Below are 19007 nucleotides of genomic sequence, written 5' to 3' on the forward strand. Positions count from 1 at the left end.
AAAGCTATTGCACGCCTAGGCCGGTTGGAGGAACCGGCCGTCCACCAGGTGGTCGATGACTTCCCGGGCGGAGTGCGGATCCAACCGGGCCTTCGCTCCCAGATGTGACACCGCGCTGGAGACGGTGGTGGGCTGTTCGAAGGCGGCCAGGGCGGCGAGGAGGATTTCGCCGTCCTCGCCCTGGGTCAGCGTGGGGTCGTTGAACTTGCGTGGGCTGACGGACGGGGCGCAGCTCAGGGTGATGCCGTCCACCGAGCGCAGCACCGTCACCGGCTCCTTCGCCAGCTTCGCGGGCGCCCGGTGGCTTCCCAGCCACTCGCCCAGCGTGAAGCGCTTCGTCGAGGGCGCGGTGTTCTTGAGCCGCGTGCGGCCGTGGAGGTCCACGTGCTTCCTCGCGTCCCGGTGCTTCCAGGCCAGCGCGTCCACCCGGTCCGAGTTGCGCTGCACCGCGGCCTCCAGCTCCGGGTCCTTGAAGCGGATCATCGGCACGGAGACGTCGCCGGGCTCGCGGCGCTCGAAGTAGTCCAGGAACTCCTGGAACGTCTTCGCTTCCGTCTCCATGTCGAAGCGCGCGGGGTGCTCCGTGACGAGCGCTCCGGGCTGCGCCTCCAGCCGCTGGTAGCCCACCACGCAGTCCATGCCGATGATGCGCTCCACCAACCGCAGCTCCTCCGCCAGCCGCTCCCGGTTCATGAACGGGAGGCCTCCGATGCCGGAGATTTCGACCTCCACGTTGGGATGGCGGCGGACGGACTCAATGACCTCCAGCAGCTCGCGGTCCTTCGCGCAGGGCTTGAGCAGCCCCTTGGCCATCTGCTCCAGCCGCTGCTGTTCGGAGAAGCAGCCGATGTCGATGACCATGTAGATGCGCTGGAAGGTCTCCGCCAGCGCGGAGACCAGCTCCACGCGCGGCACGCCCCAGAGGAAGTACGTGCAGCAGTGGCGCGACAGGTCCACGCCCGCCCAGGTGCTCCCCAGGAACTCCGCCGTGCTGCCCGCGAAGTCGTAGCGCATCTGCCACGTCCGGCTGGCGATCTCCTGATGGTCCCTTCGCACGTTCTCTTCCGCGCGCAGGAACGGCTTCGCGCGGCCGAAGTCCGCCTTCTGGTTGCCGCGTGCGCCGCCGCAATAGAGGCAGTTCTCACCGCAGCCCTTGCCCGGCGCGACCCAGCCGGAGAAGGAGTGCGCGTCCATCTGGCTGAGGAAGATCTCGTTGAAGTGCGAGTAGTAGACGTCCTGCGTGTTGGTGCCGCGCTGCACGTACTGCAGCGGCAGCCTGCGCGGACGGCCGTCCGGGTGCCGCGTCACGACGTTGGGCGGGGCGTCTTCTCCGTTGCAGAGCGCCAGCAGGGGGACTTCTCCGTCGCCCAGCACGACGTGGTCGATGCAGTCGAAGGCGCTCAATTCCTTCCACCAGTACGACGCGGAGTTGCCGCCCACGACGATGCGGATGGACGGGTCGATCTTCCGGATGGTCCGCGCGATGAGAAGCGCGCGGTCCACGTGGTGGAACCACTTCAGGCTGATGCCAATGAGCTTGGGGCGCACGCGCGCGATGAGGCGCTCGAAGGACTGCGTCACCTCGCCCGCGCTCTCGTCTCCGTCCCACAGCCGCACGAAGGCTTCAATCCCGCCGCGCCGCAGGTAGCTCGCCAGGTAGAGGATGCCGCACGTGGCTTCGCCCGTTCCGGCACCGACGAGGAGGACTGGCGAGAGGGCACGACCGCTGCTCATGGGACGACCACCGGCATGGGAGGAAGACAACGCTCAGCGTAAGGCGAATCCGGCCGGAGCCCGCGTGGATTCGTCGCCTCCCCTCCCCCCAGGCCGCCGGCCTGCTCCCTGGACGGCCCCTCCCCGCAGTAGGGTCGGCGCGACATGACATCCCTGGAAATCACTCGCTGGTGGCGGGCCCTTGCCTTCATCCTCGCAGCCTTCAGCCAGGGATGTGCCGCCGTCGCCGTGGACACGGAGACGGACTGCATTCAGCGCCACCCTGGACTTCCCGAAGCGTGCGGACTCACCGCCGCCGAGGCGGCGGTCATCATGGCCGCGGGCGTCGGCGCCACTGGCACCCACGCCAGTTCCGCAGTGGATGACTACGTTGATGACCCACGCTTGCCCGCGTGGAAGAACAGATGCCTGCGAAACTGGAACGCCTGCGTGGACGGTAGATTCGTGGGCCCCTGCACTGACTGCCTGCGCAGATGCGAAGGGCAACACGACTGGCCCCTCGATATGTGCCGTCCCTCCAAACCGAAGCGGTGAGAACTGAATGAGCACGCCCGACTGGAGCCCGTTCCGCGCCCTTGCACGCCGCGTCCTTCGTGAGGGAGCGCCACTGACACTGGGTGACGACGTGCGCACCCTCATTCTGCGCACCGCCGAGGAAGTCTCCATCACCGATGCAGAGGCCGCCTTGAGCACCAGCGCCGGAGCGCTGGCCCTGGTGCGCGAAGCCGAGCGGCGCATCTCGGAGGGGTCGAACCGCCTGACAGATGCACTGCATGTGATGTGGAGGTTCCAGGGGCAAGGCGACTACGAGCGCGCGCGCCAGCAGATGCGTGACGTGCTCGCTGTCGAAGTCGTCCCGTACTACCGCGAGCTTGCGCTGGAACAGCTCGCCGGCATGACCGGCGAGCCATGATGGCCAGGATGCACCAATTCCCCATCACGGGCGTTCGTTGAACCGGCTGGAGCCCGCCGGCTCCTGCCCGTGCGCTCCACCCTTCCCCGGGACCGCCGTGGGCGGCTTGCGCCCCCGCCGCCTGCGACGCCGCTTCTGGGTGGCGCCTCCCGGCTGTCCTCCCAACGCCCGCAGCACCTGCGCGCGCGTGCCGCCGTCCAATCGCAGCTGCTGCATGAGCGCGTGCACCTGCTTCGCGGCCTGCGGGTTGCGCAAGCCCTCCGCCAGCCGCTCCACGATGTCGATGCGCAGCGCCACCGGCCCGATGACCTCGTAGCCGAAGGCGCGCGCGTTCTGGCCGGCCAGCGCCGCGACGTTCAGCGCCGGCTCCTGGGGGATGCCCTGCGGACACGGCGCCTGCTGGAACAGCGCCGTCAACATGGCCCTGCGCTCCAGCGCCTGGGGTGACAGCGCTCCCGTGACGTAGAGGAAACGCTGGCCCTCGTGGACGCCCTGCGCCTTCAGCCGCTCTCGCGACTCCTCGTCCAGGAGCCTCCACTGCTCGCGCGCCTCGCCCTGGGAGATGATTCCCAGCCCCTCCGCCAGCCGGTAGGCCACGCCCCGCAGCGCGGGCGCGCGGCTCTCGCCCGTGAAGGACTCCGCGGGAAAGCCTCCCATGGCCTCCGTGACCAGGTCCCGGGCCAGCGCCACCAACCGGCGCTCCAGCCGCTGACGCGCGCCTCCCGTCCACACCTCCGGCTCCGCCAACGCCAGCTGCGGCGAACGCCGGTCGCGCCCCCGCACCAGCCGGCCCAGCGGCTGCGCCTCGAAGGAGATGCGACCCAGCGGATCCACCTCGAAGGCGTCGTGCGTCGCGTCCACCACGCGCTGGACGAACTGCTCCTCCGTCATCACCGCGCCTTCCGCGCCCGGCACCTCCGTCAACAACAGCCCCAGCTTGGCGAACGGACTGTCCGACGCCGCGGCCTGCGCCGGTGTGCTGGCGCGCACGAAGCGGCGCACGCTCCGCCTCGCGGCCCGCTGCACGAAGCGCTCCACCAGCCGCTCATGCAGCGCGTCTCCCAGCGCGTCCTCGATGCGGCGCGTGCGCTCCTGCCACTCCCCTGCGTCGTTCAGCCAACCCGGGCGGTGGCTGATGTACGTCCAGATGCGGATGGCCGCGAGCCGGTCCATCAGCGTGTGGATGTCCCCCGACGCATCGTCCAGCGGCGACACCTGCCGGCCCAGCCAGGTGGGATCCAACTTCCCGTCCCCCGCCGTGAGCTGGAGGAACGTCTCGCGCAGGAGCGCGACGTGCTGGCCAAAGAGCCCCTTGCGGAAGTCCGGCACCTGGCAGACCTGCCACAACAGCTCCACGGAGGCCTTGCCGGTGGTGAGCTCGCGGATGGCGGGCACCGCCGACAGCCCCTTGAGCGCGTCGAAGTCGTCCGCGCGCTCCACCCGGACGAAGGCGCTGTCTCGCGGCGCCCGCGACAGCGAATCCAGCAGCGCCTCCGGGCTTGCGAAGTCGAGCGAGGAGTTGCGCCAGATGAGGCTGCGCACCGCCGGGAAGCGGTGCGATTCGATGGCGGAGACGATGCGCGGCGGAAGCTCCGGCAGCGTGTTCAGCGCCCCGAAGCTCCCGTCGTTGAGGTGGCGCCCCGCGCGGCCGGCGATCTGCGCCAGCTCGTCCGGATACAGGTCTCGCTGCTCCGCGCCGTCGAACTTGGACAGCGTCGCGAAGGCCACGTGGTTGAGGTCCAGGTTCAACCCCATGCCAATGGCATCCGTGGCCACGAGGTACTGGACCTCGCCGGATTGATACATGGCCACCTGCGCGTTGCGCGTCCGGGGCGACAGCGCGCCCAGCACCACCGCCACGCCACCCCGCAGGCGGCGCAGGGACTCGGCCAGTTCGTAGACGCGGTCCGCGGAGAACGCGACCACCGCCGAGCGCGGCGGGAGGCTCTTCAGCGAGCGGCGCCCGGCATAGCGCAGCTGCGACAGGCGCGTGGCCCGCTTCACGGACGCGTGCGGAATCAGCGCCTGCACCATGGGCCGCATCGTGTCCGCGCCCAGGAACCAGGTCTCCTTGCGGCCTCGCGCGTGCAGCAGCCGGTCCGTGAAGACGTGCCCGCGCTCCCGGTGCGCGGCCAGCTGGATTTCATCCACGGCGAGGAAGTCGACCTCCCGGTCGGTCGGCATCGCCTCGACGGTGCAGATCCAGTAGTCGGGCCGGGGCGGGATGCGCTTCTCCTCGCCCGTCATCAGCGCGACCCGGCCCTCGCCCACCTTCGCGGTCACCCGGTCGTAGACCTCACGGGCAAGCAGGCGCAGCGGCAGGCCGATGATGCCGGAGTCGTGCTCGAGCATCCGTTCGATGGCGCGGTAGGTCTTCCCGGTGTTCGTGGGCCCCAGCTCCGCCACGACGACGGACGGCCGGCTGGATGGGCTCGAGCTCATTGGCGAAGACTAACCCCGAACCCCTGCCTCCGCCCCCGAGGCCGCAAGGGATGTTCGCGAACAACGCCCCTGCCCGCTCCCCCGGTCAACGGGCCCGGGGGCGGGACGGACGGGCTCAGGGAGCCAGGGACGCGGGGGCAGGTGGGATGGACGGCCCTGCCAGGGCCCCCCAGCTTCCGGACACGCAGCCGCCTGGAGGCAGTGCCATGGCCGATCCGCATTCGCAGCCGACCGACGCAGACCTGGGGCTGCGCCTCACGCTGCTCAACGCCGCGCTCGCGTCCAAGGTCGTCAACGTGCGGCGCTACACACGCCATGCGCTGCTGGCCCAGGGCGCCTGTCACGACACGATGAAGGCCGTGTTCGGACTGCATGCCCGGGACGAGCAGGACCACGCGCTCCGGCTCGCCGATCGCATCCAACAGCTGGGCGGCCGGCCGGACTTCAACGTTGGAGGACTCATGTCCCGCGGTGACATCCACGACGAAGACGGGCGGACGCTGGTGGAGCTGCTCCGCGAGAACCTGGCCGCGGAGCGCGTCGCCATCGAGACGTACCGCGACCTGCTCCCCTCCTTCGCGGGCAAGGACCCCGTCACGCGGCGGCTGTTGGAGGAGCTCCTCGCCGAGGAGGAGGCCCACGCCAGTGCCCTGCTCGCGCTCCTGGAGCGTTGAGACCCCGGCCCGGTGGGTTCCTCGGGCGGGCCCTGAACGGACCCGCCGGGCCGTGGCTTCTCAGGCGGCCGGCGCCGGCTGAGCGTCGCGGTAGCGCACCATCCGCTTCAGCGACGGATCCCACAGGTTGAGCCGCAGGCAGCCCACGATGTCCTTGAGCGTGAGCGTGGTGACGTGCGGCCCCTGCAGCTCCGGGATGGACGCCATCGCCTCCGGCAGCCGGTAGAACGGGATGCGCGGGTTGAGGTGGTGCACGTGGTGGTAGCCGATGTTGCCCGTGAACCATTCCATCACCGGCCCGAAGCGCATGTAGCTGCTGGCCTCCAGCGCCGCGTCCGCGTGGTTCCAGGCGGCGTCCGGCAGGATGCTCACGTCGTCGAAGTTGTGCTGCGCGTAGAACAGGTACGTGCCCAGCGCGTACGCGGCCATCAGCGGCCCCACGAAGGCGGTGAGGTAGACGCCCAGGCCGAAGAAGTGCCAGACGGCCGCGGACAGGGCCACGTGCAGCGCCAGCGCCAGTCCGGACGTCCAGTAGCGCTTCGGGTTCTTCACGAACGGCTGGAGGCACAGGCTGTAGAGGAACGCGGTGAAGTAGCCCAGCGCCAGCGTCACCGGGTGGCGCTCCACCACGTAGCCCAGCCGCTGGGCGCCGGAGGCCTGGCGCCACTGCTCCGTGGTCCAGGTGACGAAGGTGCCCGCCGAGTCCGCCGCGATGCGCGCGGTGTTGGCGTGGTGGTGGTTGTGCGTGTCATTCCAGATGCGCGAGGGCGTGAGCGTGAGCAGCCCCTGCACCTGGAAGAGCGCCTTCGCCCACGGGGACTTCGGCAACAGCGCCCCGTGCATCGCGTCGTGGAAGAGGATGAAGCAGCGGATCAGCACCAGCGCTTCAATGAGGCCGCCCGCGATGCGCAGGGGCCACCAGGGCGCGGCCACCGCCAGCACCACCGCGCCCGCGAGCGCGGCGTAGGTGGAGACGAGCGCCCAGACGGAGCGCGCGGTGTCCTGGGCCGCGAAGGCTCGCGTGCGGGCGATGAGGTCCTTGCTCGATGGCGACGAGGTTCGTTCCATGAGGAGCGTTGTCCCATCCCCATGTCACGGCCGGGTCAGCGCTTCCCACGGCGCGAAGAGAGCCCCTTCGCGTCATGAGTTGACGCAAGAGGCCGTGCGTCAGCGCTTCTTGCGCCAGGCGCGCAGCTCCGCCTTCTTCTGCTTGCCTACGGCATCCAGCCGCTCCTGCCACGTCTCCCGGTAGGGGCGCAGGGCCTCCGCCACGGCGCGGGCCACCACCAGGTTGCGGTACCACTTGGCGTCCGAGGGCACCAGATGCCAGGGCGCCTGTGCGGTGGACGTGCGGGCGAACACGTCCTCGTAGGCTTTCGTGTAGTCCGCCCAGTGCTTGCGGTCCTCCCAGTCCCCCGCGGCGATCTTCCACGCCTTGCGCGGCTCCTCCTCGCGCGCCAGCAGCCGCTGCTCCTGCTCCTCCTGGCTGATGTGGAGGAAGAACTTGAGGACGATGGTGCCGTGCTCGGAGAGCAGGGTCTCGAAGTCGCGGATGTGCTGGTAGCGCGACTTCCAGAGCGCCTCCGGGACCAGGCGGTTCACCCGGGCCACGAGCACGTCCTCGTAGTGAGAGCGATTGAAGATGGAGAACTCACCCTTGCGCGGGGCCTCGCGGTGCACGCGCCAGAGGAAGTCGTGCTCCTGCTCCTCCGTGCTGGGCACGCCGAAGGACGTGACGCTCACTCCGCGCGGGTTGAGGCTGCCCACCACGTGCTTGATGGTGCCGTCCTTGCCGGCGGTGTCGCGCCCCTGCAGGACGATGAGGACGGAGTTCATCTTCGCGCCCCACAGCAGGTCCTGCAGGTCGAACAGCTCCTCGCCCAGGGCGTCGAACTCCGCCTTCGCCTCCTCCCGGTCCGCCTTCTTCGGCGGCGTCGTGGGGATGCGCTCCAGCTTCACCTTCGCGCCCTGCTTGTCGTTGCGGATGATGTCCATGGGCCCCTTCACTCCAGAGTTGGGCAGGCAGGTTGCCTGGAGCGGAGGCGGATTCACACCGTTCCAAGCCAGAACGTCCGGGTCGAACCTTTCGAAGCTGGCTCCGCTCCGGTGACACGACCGGTGACACGAAGCGAAGCGCGCGGTGTTCCCCTTCCATCCAGGCAACCGGGAGGGGAATACATGGCAGGGCAACGACGCATCGCGAGCACCGTGGGGGCCTTCGTGCTCGCGGGGCTTACGGGCTGCACCGGCACCGAAGCATCCGTGGAGACCACCGCCGCGCTCGCGACGTCCCAGGCGGAGCTGGCGTCCGTGACCCAGGCGGCCGCCGGCAGGAAGCACTTCCAGGAGGCCCTGCCCGGCACCAACGGCCGCTCGTGCGCGACCTGTCATGTCCTTTCGGACAACACCGCGCTCACGCCCGCGCATGTCGAATCCCTCTGGGCGAAGAACCCCGCGGATCCGCTGTTCCACCGCATCGACGCGGACGACCCCACCGCCCCCGTGCCCACCTACGAGCACCTGAAGAAGGGGCTGGTGCGGGTGGTGCTCCCCCTCCCCGCGAACATGGATGTCATTGACGTGCAGGGGAACGTCATCACCGCCCCGGACCGGAAGGTGTCCGTCTGGCGCGCGGTGCCGAGCATCGCGGACACGGCCTTCTCCGGCCCCTTCCAGGCCGACGGCCGGGAGACGGACCTCGTCACACAGGCCCAGAGCGCCGTCACCAGCCACAGCCTGGGCGGGACGGTGGCGCTCCCCGTGCTCCAGCGCATCGCCGCTTTCGAGCGCAGCGTGTTCAGCTCTCCGCGCGCCCTCTTCGTGTCGGAGCTGCTGGAGCGGGGCTGGCCGCTGAGCGCCATTCCGGACCCGGACGCCCTGCTCCTGCTCGACGCCTCCGAGCGCCGGGGACGCGCCGTCTACGACCTGGCCTGCGAGGCCTGCCACGGCGACCGCACCCGCAACCGCGTGGTGAACCGCGACACGCATGACGCGCTTTTCTACGCGCTCAAGCCCGACGGCAACATCCAGTACACCGTCGCGCCCGGCCGCCCGCCCGAACCCGTGCGCGTGCCCCGCCCCCACAGTGAGTTCCTGAACGCCGGCTACGCGTACATGACGTACCTGGGCCAGCGCGGCGTCGTGCCCCTCTTCAACATGTCCGTCGACTTCCCCCAGTACCGCTTCCGCTTCTACACGGACGGCACGCGTCAGCACGCCGTCACGGACCTGCCCCCCATCCCCGTCACCGCGAGCGGCCACCCGGACGACATCAACCCCGCGCTGGATGAGAACGGCGCGCCCATCGTGGGCCCCGCGCTGGCGGCCCAGTGGTACTCCACCGACCCTGGCCGCGCGCTGATCAGCGGCGACCCCGCGGAGTTCGAGGCCTTCGACGTGCCGTCCCTGCGCGGCATCGCCCGGACCGCGCCGTACTTCCACGACAACAGCCACGCCACGCTCGCGGAAGCCGTGGACACGTACAGCCGCTTCATCCTCCCGGGCATCCCTTCCGTGGGCGCGCTCCCGGTGCACCCGCCCGAGTTCCCGGGTGGGCCGCCGGAGTCGCTCAGCCCCGCGCAGAAGCAGGACCTGGTGCGCTTCCTCCAGCGGCTGTGACAGGGCTGTCCGTCAGCGCCGCCACTCCAGCTCCGGCGCTGACACCCGGGGCGGAGGTGGCAGGAAGGTGTGCGCCAGTCCCCGCAGGCCCCGCGCGAAGAACTCCTCGCGGATCCACTGGGACAGCGCCGCCGCCTCCCCCTCGTGCCCCGGCGCCAGGTTGAAGGTGGCGTGCCACTCCACGAAGGTCTGCCCTGTCGCCGTCACCGGCGTCACCCGCAGCTTCGCCACGTAGTCGCGCACGGGCAGCGGGCCCTCCACCATCGAATACGCGTAGCTGCGCGCGTGCGGGTCGTGCTCCAGCCGCGCCTCCAGGTACACCTCGCCGTCGCGCGTGGTGAGCCGGCGCAGGAGGCCGGAGTCGGGACGCGTCACCCGTTCGCTGGAGACGACGCCCGGGTGCCAGCGCGGGAGGCTGTCAAAGCCCCCCACCCGGTCCCAGACGACGTCCGCGGGTGCCTGGATGAGCTGACTCGCATAGGCCTCGGCCATCGGTGCCTCACGTCGTTCGTGCATGGACCCGCGCCCCGTCACGCCGTACGGCCCTGGAAGCCCGCGCAAAGCCAAACAGTCAACGAACACAGCCCCCCACCACCGCATCGAATCAAATCCATGCTGTCCCCCATGTCAGGCATTGCGGCGCGTGATGTGGAGCAAGGGCAGCGGAGGCGGAATCGTCCAAAAGGGCGGTTGATGGCGCTCCGCATCGCGGGCCGGTGCGCGTGTGGCCCTGAGATCACCACCCTACCTGGGGGGACTCGTCCCTCAGGGCATGGTCCTACGGGATGTGAAGCATTGCCACGGCATGGCTGTTGAAGGCACAAGGTGCATGCCCTTGCCGAGGAGATGCCCGATGACCTCCGCTTCCATCACCGAGTACGAAACGCGCCTGTATTGGCAGGGGGACCGGGGCGCCGTGCTGACGAGCGACCATGCGCCCCCCGTGCCCATTGGCCGGCCGCTGTGCGGCCAGGGGGGCGGCAGGGAGGACGGGCGGTGGGACCCGGAGGCGCTGCTGGTGGCCGCGGTGGAGGGGCGCACGCTGCATGCGTTCCTGGACGGGGCGCGGGAGGCGGGCGTGGGCATCCTCTTCTACCAGAGCTCCGCCACGGCCCGGCTGGTGCGCGGCGGGCCTGAAGAGGCCGCCCACTTCACGGACCTCATCGTCCGGCCGCATGTCGCCGTGGCCAGCCTCCGGGAGGCGGAGGACGCCCGGCGGCTCTTCTCACGGCTGCCGGCGCGCTGCTTCCCCAGCACCATGCTCCAGCTCACCCCGCGCATCGAGCCGGTGGTGGAGGTCTGGGCCCACTCCCGCCGTGGGGACGCCCCGGCACCTGTCGAAAACCACGCAGCGCCCGGCGCCAGCGCGGACACGGCGGTTCCCTGCGGAGGAGGCGTGCGCAGTGTGGAAGTCCATGCCGACGAATCCACAAACGAACCCACCCACGAAGCCGGTGAAGGAACCGGAGCCGAAGCCCACGCCTGAGATCGAACCGCCGCGGCCGCCCATGCCGGAGAAGGATCCACCGCCGGGCGAGCCCCAGCGCCGGGAGCCGCCGCCACCGCGGCAGGACCCCGAGGTGGAGCCGGGCATCCAGGATCCACCCGCGCACGACCCCAACCATCCGGGGCCGCCGAAGATCATCGCGTAGCCGCCTGCCTGAGGGGCTCCGGACCGTGCGGTGAGAGGACGCTCGCCGCGCGGAGCGGCGCACGCGGAGTTTGAATGTCTTCACTGACAGGAAGAGACCGGCGGCCTTCCTGGATCTTCGTCCAATGTCTGGGTTGGCCGCCGCCGCGCCCCGATGCAAGCCGATGCGAGGAACCGTAGAGTGAAGGCGCACGTCGCGCGCCATGCCCACGTCATCCTCGACCTCCACCCTCAAGCTCCTCGCCGTCGCCGCGGCGTGCGCGGGGCTCATGGCCCTGGCCGGTGCCGGGACGTTGAGCGCGAGCCAGTCGCCGGCGGCGCGCATCGCCCTCCTGGCGGTGAGCGCGTTCGTGCTGGCGGGGGTGGGCGCGGCGGTGGCCCTGCGCGCGCTGGCGCGGCGTGAGCGCGAGTGCGCCCGGCTGCGCACGCAGGTGGAAGACGCGCGCGCGCTGAGCGACGCGGTGATGAACACCACGCCGGTGGGCTTCGCGTACTACGACCGCGACCTGCGCTACGTGCACGTCAACGCCGCGCTCGCCGCGATGAACGGCCTGCCGGTGGAGGCGCACCTGGGCCGCCACGTGTCGCAGGTGCTGCCGGAGCTGGGCACGGCGCTCGCGTCCCGGCTTTCGAGCGCGCTGGAGTCGGACGCGCCCGTGCAGGACTTGAGCCTCCAGGTGGAGACGCCCGCGGCCCCGGGTGAGTCGCGCTTCTGGTTCGGGAGCTATTCGCGCGTGCGCGGCTCTGGCGGCGCGGTGCTGGGCGTCATCGCGGCGCTGTCGGAGGTCACGGAGCGGATGCGCGCGGAGGCGTCGCTCCAGGAGCACGAGGGGCGGCTGGACGTGCTCACCCGCTCGCTGCCGGACTACCTGTGGGGCGGGAAGCTGCGGGACGGCATGTTGCGTGACTTCTACTGCACGCCCGTCGTCGAGCGCACCACCGGCTATCCAGCCAGCGCCTTCATCGGCGACGGCCCGGAGGGGACGCCTTCACCGCTGTGGTCGGAGATGATCCACCCCGAGGATCGCGCGCGCTATCGCGAGTGCATCGAGTCGCTGGTGCTGGCCCCCAGCACGGAGGTGGAGATCGAGCACCGCATCATCTGCGCGGACGGGCGCGTGCGCTGGGTGCGAAGCCGCGCCGCGGCCTCCGGGCTGGACGCCCTGGGCGGCGTGCACCTGGGCTGCGTCGTCACGGACGTCACCGACCGGCGGCTCGCGGATGACCTGCGCCAGCGCCTGAACGACAGCTTCCGCCGCTCCGCGACGGAGTGGCGCCGCACCTTCGACGCGGTGGCCTCGCCGCTCCTGGTGTTGAGCGCGGACGGCATCATCCACCGGCTCAACGACGCGGCCCGCGTGCTCTTCCGGGAGACGGACCCCTCCGGCCAGCCGCTCGCCACGACCTCCGGGGCGCAGCCCTGGTCCAGCGCGACTCCGCTGGTGGAGGAGCTGCGCGCGACGCACGGCAGTGCCAGCCGCCAGGTGCATGACCCGGAATCCGGCCGCACCTGGGAGGTGTCCGCCGCGTGGGTGGGAGAGAAGGCCAGCGAGGATCCGCGCATCATCCTGGTGGCCACGGAGGTCACCCGCCTGCTGGAGCTGCAGGCATACGTGCGGCGCAGTGAAACGATGGCCGCCATGGGTGCCATTGTCGCGGGCGTGGCCCACGAGGTGCGAAACCCCCTCTTCTCCATCTCCGCGGTCGTGGACGCGGTGGAGGCCACCTACGGCACGCGTCCGGAGCTCAAGCCCTACCTGGATGTGCTGCGAGGCGAGGTGCGCCGTCTCACGCACCTGACCCAGGAGCTGTTCGAGTACGGCCGTCCCACGCGGGGCGAATGGACGGACGGCGCCGTGGGCGCGGTGGTCGCCGACGCCCTGTCCGCCTGCATGCTCACCAGCGACAAGGCCTCCGTGACGCTCGTGCGCGAGGTGTCCGACGCGCTGCCTCCGGTGCGCATGGACGCGCGCCGCCTGTTCCACGTCTTCCGCAACGTGGTGGAGAACGCCGTGCAGCACTCCCCGCAGGGCACTGCCGTTCACGTGACGGCGGAGGCCGTGGAGGAGGCGGGGCGTCCCTGGGTGCGCTGCACCGTCCACGACGGAGGGCCCGGCTTCAAGAGCGAGGACCTGCCCCACGTCTTCGAGCCCTTCTTCAGCAAGCGCCGGGGAGGCACCGGCCTGGGGCTGTCCATCGTTCAGCGCATCCTGGATGAACATCAGGGGCGCATCCGTCTGTCCAACCACCCCCAGGGAGGCGCGGAGGTGACCATCCTGCTGCCTGCCCTGTCCCCCGCCGGCAACACCGGCCCAACTCCGCAGTCCCAGGTGTCATGACTCGCACCCGCATCCTGCTCGTGGACGACGAGCCCGGCGTCCGTCTGGGTATGAAGGGCTATCTCACGCAGCACGGCTTCGACGTGGATGAAGCCACCAGCGTGGCCGAGGCCCAGGAGGGCTTCCGCACGCACCGGCCCGACGTGGCCGTCATCGACTACCGGTTGCCGGACGGCACGGCGCTGGAGCTGTTGCCGAGGCTCAAGGAGCTGGACGCGGCGGTGCCCCTGGTGGTGCTGACCGGGCACGGCTCCATCGAGCTGGCGGTGCAGGCGGTGAAGGAAGGCGCGGAGCAGTTCCTCACCAAGCCGCTGGAGCTGTCGGTGCTCAAGGTGGTGCTGGAGCGGCTCGTGGCCCAGCGGCGCGAGCGGCAGCGGCTGATGGCGGACCGCTCGCGCACGGCGCGCACGCAGGTGGACCCGTTCCTGGGGAACAGCCCCGCCATCCGCGCGCTGCGCGACCAGGCGGAGCGCGTGCGCGACAGTGACAGTCCGGTGCTCGTCACCGGCGAGACGGGCAGCGGCAAGAGCGTGCTCGCGCGCTGGCTGCACGAAGTCGGGCCGCGCAAGGACGCCCCCTTCGTGGACATGAACTGCGCCGCGCTGTCCAAGGACCTGCTGGACTCAGAGTTGTTCGGCCATGAGAAGGGCGCCTTCACCAGCGCGGTGGCCGCGAAGCCGGGCCTGCTGGAGGTGGCGGACCGGGGCACGCTGTTCCTGGATGAGATTGGGGACATGGACGTGGCGGTCCAGCCCAAGCTGTTGAAGGTGCTGGAGGAGAAGCGCTTCCGGCGCTTGGGTGATGTGAAGGACCGCCGCGTGGACGTGCGGCTCGTGGCGGCCACGCACCAGGACCTGCAGGTGGCCGCGCGAGAGAAGCGCTTCCGCAGCGACCTGTACTTCCGCATCAGCACGCTCATCCTCCACGTGCCGTCCCTGCGCGAGCGCGCCGAGGACGTGCCAGTGCTCGCGAGTCACTTCCTGGCGGAGATGGGCGCGCACCGGGGCCGGGGCCAGGTGGAGCTGGAGCCCGACGCCGAGCGGGCCCTCATGGCCTACAGCTGGCCGGGCAACATCCGCGAGCTGCGCAACGTGCTGGAGCGCGCGGTGCTCTTGTCCGGCACGTCCCGCCTGTCCCGCAGCGACCTGCGCTTCGAGTCCCTGCTGCCCGCGGAGGAGCCGCTGGGCGAGGACCTCACGCTGGAGGAACTGGAGCACCGCCACATCGAGCGCGTACTGGCGCGCGAGGGCGGCCACGTGGAGCGCGCGGCGACGAAGCTGGGCATCTCCCGCAGCTCGCTGTACGCGAAGATCAAGGGCTGGCAGCACAAGGGGGGCTGACAGCGGTGCTCAAGGGGTACGCCCCTGAGTAGCAGCGCAGGGTCTGCGGGTGCCGGGCTGAATGTCAGACGTGTGTCCTTTGCTCTCCTCGGAGGTGTCACTCCCAGGGGGCGTGGATGCGAATGACGCGAAGTGGGGCTGTCTGGCTGTGGCTGCTGCTGCCGGTGGCCGCATGGGCAGAGGGCGTCCCGGAGGTGCCGCCCGTGGAGGAGGAACGGCGCCCACGGGACGATGCCTGGCGCAACCTGCTGCGCGTGGAGGCAACGACGTTGTCCTTCCTGCCGCGCGCGGGGATGGGCACGAACGAGGGCTTCCTCCAGGTGGAGCCGACCCTCATTCTCGACGGAGGCGCGGAGTTCGGCCTCAACCTGGGCACGCCCGTGCGGTTGCGCCTCTGGGGTGGTGGAGGGGCCGCGGGCTTCGTGCGACGCGAGGATTGGGACAGCCTCTCTGATTGGGGCCAGCTCGTGCGCGGCCTCAAGCTGGGCTCGGACACGGCGCCCGTGGGCGTGTGGCTCGGCGCCCTGGAGGACTACAGCCTGCTGTCGGCGCACCTGGTGCGCCGCTACTGGGGACGGGCCGGAGGCCGCGCGCCGTCCGTGACGCTGGCGCACCTGGACGCAACGGCGGTGGTGCTCAGACGTCCGGGCCTGGAAGCGCACCTGCTGGCGGGCTGGGGAGGACGCCCCGGCGTTGGAGGTGCCTGGGGCGCGGTGCTGGGCATGGGGGCGGATGCGGTGGCCTCCGCGTGGGATGTGTCGGTGCGCCTGGAGGCACGCAGGCAGCACGGCGGCTTCCGGCAAGGCTTCTTCGGCCCGGACTACGAGCTGGCGCGATTCCAGGCAGTGGGCCCGGAGGGCGTGCCGCTGGCGTCCGCTCCCCTTCCGGACGGGTACTCGCTCCAGGCCGAGGCTCGTGTGGGCTGGGATGCCGCGGGCTATCGAGGCCTTCAACGGCACCTGATGCTGTCGCTGAGCGCGGAGGCTTTCTCCTGGGGCCGCTTGGACGCAGACGGGCGCGTGGCGGTGCAGTTCCTGGAGCGCAGCCTGGAAGTGGCAGTGAGGGGGCTGGGCGTGGGCTTGGGCCAACCTGGGGCGCGCTACCTGGGAGCGGCGGAAGCACGCTGGCGAGTCATGGCGGGGAAGCTCTACGCGGTGGCCACGGGCGGCACGCTGCTGTTCCCAGAAGGTGACGGGACGCTGCGGCCGGGCGCTTTCGCGTCGGTGGGCCTGGGGGTGGACAATGCGCGCTGACGTCCTGCTCACGTGCGTGGCCCTCCTCTTCACCGGCTGCGCATCCGTGCCCCACGCGCCCGGAAGGACGCTGCGCTACACGTCCCCCACGGCAATGGATTCCCCTGGGGCGTGGGAGTCGAACGACGGGGCCGCGCATGCATCCGCTCCAGCGCCGAGCGTCACGCCCAAAGAGGAAGCGCCGCCGCTGTACCGCCGCAAGGCCGTGCGCGAAGTGATGACGGGGGCAAGCCCCGTTCGCACGGTGGCCATGGCGGACGTCAGCAGCCCTGACGATTTGCAGCCGGACGTCTGGGAGCGGTTGCTGACGAACGCGGGCCTGGAAGCGCGGGACGAGCGCCCTCTGGGAGGGGGACTGACGCCCGCACAAGCCGCGCGTCTTCTGGACGTGCTGGTCGGCAAGCCCGTCACGTTGAGCGCCTTCCCGCCTCGCATGGCCGCAGGCTTCATCCTGCGCGAAGTGATGGAGGGAGGCGAAGTCACGCGACAGGAGCTGTTGCGACGGGTCGAGCGCTTCTCCCGGGAGCAGATCGCGGTGTTGCGACCGGACGGCTATCTGGCGTGGGCGCTCACCGGGCGCACGCAGCAGAAGGTGGCGACGGTCGAATGGCAGGACGGCGCCTTCCGAGCGCATGGCTTCGAGCTGGGCCGCTTCTACAGCGGCAAGGGCGGTGTCTTCCGCGCCATGGACGCGCAGCTCCAGGCCTCGGATTGGCGGCCCATGGCCGAGGTCTACGACGACGCTGACGTCATCAGCCGCACCCTGGATGGAGCGGAAGACGCGTTCGTGGAGCTGTACCACGCGCTGGGCCAGCTGCTGACGCGCCCCGTGGACAGTCTCGCGGGGCTGAGCAACCTGCCAGCAGGCGTGGCGGCGCTCATCGCCTCCTCGCCCATGTACTGGGAGCGCTTCCAGTCCATGACCCGTGGCGAGCAGATCCGCGAGGTGTCGCGGCTCACGACGGGCCTGCTCATGACCGGGGGCGCGGCTTCGGCCACGACGCGGATGCTGAAAGGGATGGCGCTGGGCGCGGAAGTCTCGGTGCCGGTGCTCTCGCTGTCGGCGGAGGGCGCGCTGGCGTTGGAGCGCGTGGCGGCGCCAGCAGGGCGCGCGGCGTCGGTGGTGAGCGGAGGGCCCGGAGCGGCCATCATCCTCCAGCGCGTTGATGACTCAGTGGGCTCAGGAGGGGGCAACGATGAAGGTCCACAAGAGGCAGTTCCTTCACGCGGGCAGAAGGGTTACTCGTCATTCAAGTCCTTCAAACGGGCGATGGGTCCAGCAGGTGATGGAAAGGAGTGGCATCACATCGTGGAACAGACCGAAGGAAACGCGAACCGCTTCGGACCACATGCGCTCCACAACAGCGGGAACATCGTCGCACTTGGCAAGGATGTTCACAGTGGCGTGAGTTCTCTCTATTCGTCGAAACGGCCTAGACTCACGAACTCGGAAACTTTGACTGTGAGACAGTGGCTGAGCACTCAATCCTTTGAGGCGCAGCGCGAATTCGGATTGCTGGCGATCCAGAACGTGACGAAAGGAATCTGGTGATGGATCTCGAAAAGTTGGTTGAGGAGTTTGCGCGGAATGTGTCAGCGCAGACGGCGGCCATCGCGCGTGGGGACGCCAAGACTGGGAACAAGCATGCGGATCGTTACATCGCGGCTGTTCGGAAGTTGAGGGGGCAGGGAGATGCGGGTCGGGATGCACTTGCGGTGCTGCTCAAGCACCCCGACAAGGACGTCAGTACCATGGCGGCGGCATACCTCTTGAGGCATCGGACGGCCGAATCGAAGGCTGTTTTAGAAGAGGCTGCGCGAGGTGAAGGGTTGATCGCCTTTGAAGCCGCGCAGGTGCTGAAGAACTGGGAGTTGGGTGTTTGGGCGCTGGACCCTGGATGAGCCTCCGGGGCGCGTGGAGTTGATGTCTCTAGACCTCATCCCCATGGAAGACCTTGTGGACAGCTACTTCGCTGGTGCCTACTGGGGGCCTCGTAAGGAGTCCCCCGCGGACTGCGCCCGACGCACCTCGGCGTTCCTCACGCTCCTTGCTTCGTGTGATCCGTTCCTGGCCCAGTGGTACAAGCCCGCCAGGTCGCGCAAGGACGCGCGCACGCCCCCCCTCATGCCGCCCGACATGCCTACGCTCGCTGAGATGTTCCGGCGAGGTGTCAACCGGGAGAAAGGGGGGCCTGTCTTCGAGGACCTGGGCTTTAGCTTCTGGTTCGACAACGGCGGAACCAGTCGTGATTGTGCAGCCCTGCGCATCCACTGCGGCGGATATGCGGAAGCGTTTTCTAATTCCTGTTTCTTGTCGCTCCCCAGCCAGGGGGCGAACGCGGAGCGTATCTTCACGGCGTCCGTGCTGGCCGAGGTGGTGCGGAGCATGGCGTTGGCCTGGGACCCTGACTGGTGTGTCTCTACATCATGGGACCACCGCGAACTTCTCTCAGACGAAGGCAGAACCGGAACGTTCGCGGGATGGGTCACGTACCTGTCGCGGCGTCGCGGCAAGGTGCCGCCACTTCCCGCACCGGTACGAATCGAGCCAGTCGAGGGCAAGGGCACGCTCATCATCCTGACTCCAGAGCGCTTCACAGTGGCCAACCCGGAGCATGTGACGCTGGCGCATCGCGTTCGTGAGCTGCTGACAAGGGCCGGTCTCATGGAGCCTGTCACCCCCTGACCCGCCACGGCTCCGTCGCTCGCGAACCCTTCGCGGTTCCTATTCGCTCGAATCGAGCGTTACCGCCCCGTGCCAGGCTCCAGTGACTTGAAACGACGAACCATGCGGCGCGAACAGCCACACCTCGACGGTCATGGCACGTGCGAGTGATTGGCCCGGACCTCGAATTGCGAAGACGGCAACAGGTTCAGCGAAACACCTTGGGCATGGGTGAAAGGGCCTCCGGGCGTCGTGGAGCTCTCGAAAAGGACTCGGACATCATGAAAGTCGTTCCTGTAGTCGCCGGTATGCGTCAGACGCACGAGGAACGTCCCTGGCAGCACCTGGGATTCGTGGACTGATACATCCAGCACGAAG

General features: G+C 69.7%; 16 protein-coding genes. 11 read left to right on the plus strand and 5 right to left on the minus strand.

Features of this window, described 5'->3' with window-relative positions; translation table 11 throughout:
* Positions 1-15: 15 nt before the first annotated feature.
* Positions 16-1734, minus strand: a complete 1719-nt coding sequence (locus D7X96_RS15005) for a B12-binding domain-containing radical SAM protein (protein WP_120549880.1) — start codon at positions 1732-1734, stop codon at positions 16-18.
* 541 nt (positions 1735-2275) lie between these two features.
* Between D7X96_RS15005 and D7X96_RS15010 the strand changes: the two genes are divergently transcribed.
* The gene (locus D7X96_RS15010) at positions 2276-2647 is read left to right on the plus strand and encodes a DUSAM domain-containing protein (protein WP_121770031.1); all 372 of its coding nucleotides are present in this window, start codon (positions 2276-2278) and stop codon (positions 2645-2647) included.
* A 24-nt stretch (positions 2648-2671) separates the two neighbouring features.
* Here D7X96_RS15010 and D7X96_RS15015 read toward each other — a convergent pair whose 3' ends face one another.
* Positions 2672-5089, minus strand: a complete 2418-nt coding sequence (locus tag D7X96_RS15015) for a helicase-related protein (RefSeq protein ID WP_121722572.1) — start codon at positions 5087-5089, stop codon at positions 2672-2674.
* Between the two features lie 206 nt (positions 5090-5295).
* Between D7X96_RS15015 and D7X96_RS15020 the strand changes: the two genes are divergently transcribed.
* On the plus strand, positions 5296-5763 hold the full coding sequence (locus D7X96_RS15020; RefSeq protein WP_158616246.1) for a ferritin-like domain-containing protein: 468 nt from the start codon (positions 5296-5298) through the stop codon (positions 5761-5763).
* Between the two features lie 60 nt (positions 5764-5823).
* Here D7X96_RS15020 and D7X96_RS15025 read toward each other — a convergent pair whose 3' ends face one another.
* Positions 5824-6831, minus strand: coding sequence for a fatty acid desaturase family protein (locus D7X96_RS15025; protein ID WP_120549883.1), 1008 nt, complete (start codon positions 6829-6831; stop codon positions 5824-5826).
* A 99-nt stretch (positions 6832-6930) separates the two neighbouring features.
* A complete protein-coding gene (locus tag D7X96_RS15030) occupies positions 6931-7758 on the minus strand; it encodes a PPK2 family polyphosphate kinase (protein WP_120549884.1) in 828 nt (275 codons plus the stop codon).
* Positions 7759-7941: 183 nt separating this feature from the next.
* On the opposite strand from D7X96_RS15030, the gene D7X96_RS15035 reads away from it, so the two are divergent.
* Positions 7942-9381, plus strand: a complete 1440-nt coding sequence (locus D7X96_RS15035; RefSeq protein ID WP_121770032.1) for a cytochrome-c peroxidase — start codon at positions 7942-7944, stop codon at positions 9379-9381.
* 12 nt (positions 9382-9393) lie between these two features.
* Here D7X96_RS15035 and D7X96_RS15040 read toward each other — a convergent pair whose 3' ends face one another.
* Positions 9394-9897, minus strand: coding sequence for an SRPBCC family protein (locus D7X96_RS15040; protein ID WP_158626465.1), 504 nt, complete (start codon positions 9895-9897; stop codon positions 9394-9396).
* A 337-nt stretch (positions 9898-10234) separates the two neighbouring features.
* On the opposite strand from D7X96_RS15040, the gene D7X96_RS15045 reads away from it, so the two are divergent.
* From D7X96_RS15045 to D7X96_RS15080, 8 genes are all read left to right on the plus strand, one after another.
* Positions 10235-10867 carry an OsmC family protein gene (locus tag D7X96_RS15045; protein ID WP_121725189.1) on the plus strand — a complete coding sequence of 211 codons (633 nt, stop codon included), beginning with the start codon at positions 10235-10237 and terminating at the stop codon, positions 10865-10867.
* A gap of 22 nt (positions 10868-10889) precedes the next feature.
* On the plus strand, positions 10890-11033 hold the full coding sequence (locus D7X96_RS40935) for a hypothetical protein (RefSeq protein ID WP_233610228.1): 144 nt from the start codon (positions 10890-10892) through the stop codon (positions 11031-11033).
* 202 nt (positions 11034-11235) lie between these two features.
* A complete protein-coding gene (locus D7X96_RS15055) occupies positions 11236-13371 on the plus strand; it encodes a PAS domain-containing sensor histidine kinase (protein WP_121770033.1) in 2136 nt (711 codons plus the stop codon).
* The gene (locus tag D7X96_RS15060; RefSeq protein WP_120553136.1) at positions 13368-14711 is read left to right on the plus strand and encodes a sigma-54-dependent transcriptional regulator; all 1344 of its coding nucleotides are present in this window, start codon (positions 13368-13370) and stop codon (positions 14709-14711) included. Before D7X96_RS15055 ends, D7X96_RS15060 begins: the two co-directional genes overlap by 4 nt.
* 116 nt (positions 14712-14827) lie before the next feature.
* Entirely contained in the window at positions 14828-15964 is a 1137-nt protein-coding gene (locus D7X96_RS15065) for a hypothetical protein (protein WP_121770034.1), read from the plus strand.
* Positions 15954-17516, plus strand: coding sequence for a hypothetical protein (locus D7X96_RS15070; protein WP_121770035.1), 1563 nt, complete (start codon positions 15954-15956; stop codon positions 17514-17516). Before D7X96_RS15065 ends, D7X96_RS15070 begins: the two co-directional genes overlap by 11 nt.
* Positions 17516-17866, plus strand: coding sequence for a DUF2019 domain-containing protein (locus tag D7X96_RS15075; RefSeq protein ID WP_120553208.1), 351 nt, complete (start codon positions 17516-17518; stop codon positions 17864-17866). The genes D7X96_RS15070 and D7X96_RS15075 overlap by 1 nt, the downstream gene beginning before the upstream one ends.
* Positions 17867-17909: 43 nt before the next feature.
* A complete protein-coding gene (locus tag D7X96_RS15080) occupies positions 17910-18650 on the plus strand; it encodes an immunity 52 family protein (protein WP_121770043.1) in 741 nt (246 codons plus the stop codon).
* The last annotated feature ends 357 nt before the right edge of the window (positions 18651-19007 follow it).

The organism is Corallococcus interemptor (assembly GCF_003668875.1).
GTDB classification, from domain to species: Bacteria; Myxococcota; Myxococcia; order Myxococcales; family Myxococcaceae; genus Corallococcus; species Corallococcus interemptor.